This is a genomic window from Absicoccus sp. (assembly GCF_034090965.1).
GTDB classification, from domain to species: domain Bacteria; phylum Bacillota_I; class Bacilli_A; order Erysipelotrichales; family Erysipelotrichaceae; genus Absicoccus; species Absicoccus intestinalis.
On record NZ_JAXDRQ010000065.1, the window covers coordinates 1 to 2,697 of the forward strand.

Here is a 2,697-nt window from a genome sequence, read left to right on the forward strand (position 1 = left end):
GTCGATGAAGATGAGCTAAAGCATAATCTTGAACTGATGAATAATCGGCCACGAAAGTGCCTTGGCTATAAGACACCAAATGAAGTTATGAACGAAACAGACTCACATACATCGTGTTGCACTTAATTTGACAATTCATCAAAAGAAAAAAAGTAATCGAAATCAGGGCGGTAAAGCCAAAGGCACAAAGCCAGGAAGTACGTGTGGTTTTTCGACAGCGTGCATAGTTTTTGGCGGCATAGTTTTGTGAAATAAAAGTCATGGTGGCTTGGGTGAAGCCATAGACGATGAAGTAACAAATATATTCAAAATTTAAGGCGGCCGCATTTCCCGCAACGCAAGCCGATCCAAAGTGATTCACAGCGGCTTGAATAACGACATTCGATATCGAAAAAATCAAACCTTGGAGTCCGGCTGGTAGACCAATCCAAAGAATGGCACGAAGATGTTCTTTTTGGATTCCCAACTTATGAATGTCTAAATGAAGCATGCCTTGTTCATGGATCAAGGTGTGGAAAATCAGAAAGCTACTGAGACCATTGGCAAGGGTCGTGGCCAAGGCCACTCCATCGGCATTGCGATGAAAGCCAAGGACAAAGACCAAATTTAAGCAGACGTTGACAATTCCTGCAATGATAAGAAAAAATAAGGGTCGTTTGGTGTCGCCAATCGATCGTAAAACAGCCGATCCAAAATCATAGATCATTAAAAAGGGCATTCCACAAAAATAGATGCGTAAATAGAGCGTGGCCATATCAATCACATCGGTTGGTGTATTTAATATATGTAAGACGGGTTTGGCAATGATCTGGCCAATGATCAACATCAAAAAACCACTAATAATGGCGAGGACAAAACTGGTGTGGAGCACTTCATTGGCTTGATCTTCTTCTTTAGCACCAATACAACGCGCGATAATGACATTGGCACCAATGGATAGGCCTGTAAAAAAGGTCACGATCATATTGATCACAGGGGCATTGGAGCCAACGGCGGCCATGGCTTGACTGGAAGCAAAATGGCCGACAACCGCGGTATCGGAAGCATTGAATAGTTGTTGGAGGATGTTGGAAAGCGCAATAGGAATCGCAATAATACATAAGTTTTTATAAATGCTGCCTTCCAACATATTAATAGCGTGTTTATTTTCCATGATCATAGTTCTCTTTCTTACGTGCCTTATTCTATCACTTCCTTTTTTTTTATAAAGTGGTTGAAACTGGTATATAAAAGTGGTATATATGAATTGTCGAAGGAGATATCAATTATGAAAGTTATTGTTTGTGAAAATTACGAAGAAGAATCAAAAAAAGCATATGAAGTCATGAAAGATGTGATCACGAAGAATCCACATGCTGTATTGGGTTTGGCAACGGGATCAAGTCCTGAAGGTTTATATAAAGAAATGGTCAAAGACCATGAAGAAAATGGTACAAGTTATGAAAATATCACTTCTTATAACTTGGATGAATATGTAGGCATCGATCGCAATCATCCAGAATCCTATTATTCATTTATGCATAAACATTTATTTGATCATGTCAACATCAAACCGGAAAATACCCATTTACCAGAAGGTAGTACACAAGCCGATGCGGATGCTTATGAAGCCGAATTGAAAAAGGTCACGATTGATTTGCAGCTACTTGGAATTGGACGAAATGGCCATATTGGCTTCAATGAACCAGGTACATCGTTTGATGCCCCTACCCATATTGTTGATTTGACTCAAAGCACGCTGGAAGCCAATAGTCGTTTCTTTGATAATGACATCAATAAAGTACCACATCAAGCCATGTCAATGGGTCTAGGTTCGATCATGCGTTCCAAAAAGATCTTATTGGTTGCCGATGGAGAAGCCAAAGCCGATGCGGTAAAGGCCATGGTAGAAGGTCCGGTTACGGAACAAGTTCCAGCTTCTTTATTACAGAAACACCCAGATGTTGTGGTTGTTTTAGATAAAGCAGCGGCTTCTAAATTATCGAAATAGTTTTTTCCCCCTCTCTAGGTCGAAGGACATCCTTCGGCCTTTTTTGTATAATAAAGAAAAGCGAGGATATACAATGAAAATTTTAGTGATTCGGCATGGCACGACCGATTGGAATGATAAAAACTTAGCACAAGGTTCGACAGATAATCCTTTAAATGAAAGAGGAAAGGAACAAGCTAAAAGAATGGGAAAACAGTTATGTGGATTGGGTATCAATAAACTATATAGTTCACCCCTTCTTCGGGCTCGACAAACCAGTCAGATCATTGCCCAGGAATTAGAAAATGAAATACCGATTCAATATACACCCGCTTTACGAGAACAGGATTTTGGGATCTTTGAAGGTGTCTTGCGAAATGATGAACAGTACCAAATTGAAAAACATCAGTATTTTAAACGATTTAAGAATGGGGAATCCTTTTTGGATGTCGCGGCTCGTGTATATCCTTTTCTGGATGAATTGATCGCAACTTCAAACGATCAAGATGTGATCTTGTTGTCGTGTCATGGTGGGATTTGTCGGATGATTGCTAGTTATTTTGAAGACTTGGATAATGATGCGTTTGCTTCTTATTTTGTCAAAAATTGTGAGGTGAAATCGTTTGAAATTAAAAAAATGCAAAAAAGATAAAAAAAGGGGTTGCATAAGGCAGATAGATTTGATAATATAACTGAGCACGCGAAAGCGTGACGATCTTTGAAAACTG

At 39.4% G+C, this 2,697-nt stretch carries 3 protein-coding genes; 2 read left to right on the forward strand and 1 reads right to left on the reverse strand.

Features of this window, described 5'->3' with window-relative positions:
• Positions 1-85: 85 nt before the first annotated feature.
• The gene (locus SOS22_RS09755) at positions 86-1,153 is read right to left on the reverse strand and encodes an MATE family efflux transporter (RefSeq protein WP_320597055.1); all 1,068 of its coding nucleotides are present in this window, start codon (positions 1,151-1,153) and stop codon (positions 86-88) included.
• 114 nt (positions 1,154-1,267) lie between these two features.
• Here SOS22_RS09755 and nagB point away from each other — a divergent pair, with 114 nt between their 5' ends.
• Positions 1,268-1,990 (forward strand): glucosamine-6-phosphate deaminase, encoded by a 723-nt coding sequence (nagB, locus tag SOS22_RS09760; protein WP_320325507.1) that lies wholly within the window; start codon positions 1,268-1,270, stop codon positions 1,988-1,990.
• Positions 1,991-2,063: 73 nt separating this feature from the next.
• Positions 2,064-2,621, forward strand: coding sequence for a histidine phosphatase family protein (locus SOS22_RS09765; RefSeq protein WP_320597056.1), 558 nt, complete (start codon positions 2,064-2,066; stop codon positions 2,619-2,621).
• Positions 2,622-2,697: the final 76 nt, after the last annotated feature.

Coding starts and splice junctions, on each gene's coding strand:
- SOS22_RS09755 (WP_320597055.1), bottom strand. CDS start 1,153: ATGGAAAATAAACACGCTATTAATATGTTGGAAGGCAGCATTTATAAA.
- SOS22_RS09765 (WP_320597056.1), top strand. CDS start 2,064: ATGAAAATTTTAGTGATTCGGCATGGCACGACCGATTGGAATGATAAA.
- nagB (WP_320325507.1), top strand. CDS start 1,268: ATGAAAGTTATTGTTTGTGAAAATTACGAAGAAGAATCAAAAAAAGCA.